The sequence below is a fragment of the Nocardiopsis sp. MG754419 genome, from assembly GCF_018207095.1.
Classification (GTDB): Bacteria; Actinomycetota; Actinomycetes; order Streptosporangiales; family Streptosporangiaceae; genus Nocardiopsis.
This window is the reverse complement of record NZ_QOCZ01000308.1, coordinates 1-1203: the sequence shown is the minus strand read 5'-3', so window position 1 is coordinate 1203 and position 1203 is coordinate 1. Positions and strand designations below refer to the sequence as shown.

The 1203-nt window shown below is 71.2% G+C and carries 2 protein-coding genes; both read left to right on the top strand.

The window, feature by feature from the left end; translation table 11 throughout:
* A partial coding sequence (locus tag DSY14_RS27830; protein ID WP_211719568.1) for a hypothetical protein occupies positions 1-632 on the top strand: 632 nt, incomplete at its 5' end.
* A 124-nt stretch (positions 633-756) separates the two neighbouring features.
* Positions 757-1104, top strand: a complete 348-nt coding sequence (locus DSY14_RS27825) for a hypothetical protein (RefSeq protein ID WP_307851358.1) — start codon at positions 757-759, stop codon at positions 1102-1104.
* The last annotated feature ends 99 nt before the right edge of the window (positions 1105-1203 follow it).

Genomic DNA, 1203 nt, shown 5'->3' with positions numbered 1-1203 from the left:
TGCCCGACCACTGGCAGGCCACCCCGACCACCCCAACCGCCTCGGCCGAACCGGCCCCGGACACCGCAGAGGCCACCTCGGGCCCGGCCGAGCACCTGGAGAAGGCCGCGCCTACGCCGCTCGCGACGGGGGAAGCGGCCGAAGACCAGCACGCGCACCCACAGGACGCCACCCCGGCCCCGGCCAGTGAGGGCGAAACGGCACCGCCCACCTCGGAGCGCAAGCCCGCAGCGGCCCGCACCCGCCAGGCCCAGCACCCGGACACCAACCCGGCCTCGACCTCCACTGCCCCCACCTCCACACCGGCACTACGACGGACCGCAACCGCGCCTGGCACCAGCACTATCTCGGGGCGGGAACCGGCGCACACGGGCACGGGCGCGGGTGAGGAGGGGGTCAACCCGGTGAGCGGGTCGCAGCGGCTGGGGTCGGGCGAGCTCAAGCTCATGGTCTGGGCCCTGCTCAAGAACTCTCCCGAGGAGGAGTTCACCGCGACCAAGCTCAGCCACCTGCTGCAGGGCCGCTCCATCGGGGCCATCCAGAACAACCTCGCCAAGCTCGCCAAGGAGGGCAAAGCGGAGCTGGCCTGCGAGAAGCCGCGCCGGTACCGGTTCGCCGCACCGGCCGCCTGACTCCACCCGACCCCGGGGGTGTGCGCGAACTATCAGCGCACACTCCCACCTTCCACATACCCTAGGGGGTATTTTCGTGTTTGATCTTCTCTACCCCTACCTGACCGCCCAGACAGGGTGGAGCGTGAACGGGAAACCGGCCCTGCCCCTGGCGCTGACATTGGCGCTGTGCGGGGCGAGCGTCGCGGCGACCCTGGGCGGACTGACCGTGCGCGCGCACCGTTTGCTGCAGACCTACTACGTGCGGGGCGACTGGCCCGGCATGGTCCACCTGACAGAGAAGGGCCCGGGGACGGTGTGCGGGGTGTGCGGGCACCACCTGTCCGTGCACGACCGTTGCACCGGTCGGTGTTGCCACGGCATCCCCATGGGCCTGTTGGCGGTGTGTATCGCTCTACCCCTGCCCCGGCCGGTGCGCGCTCTCGCCCAGCGGGCCGGGTGCGGATGCCGCCTGCACCCGTGGCGGAGCTGACCCTTCACCCGAAAAGCCGAACCGAGGTCCCCGGCCCCCACCCAGAAATCTTGGGCGGGGGTCGGGGACTTTTCTACTCGTTTCGGGCGGGTTTGGGGG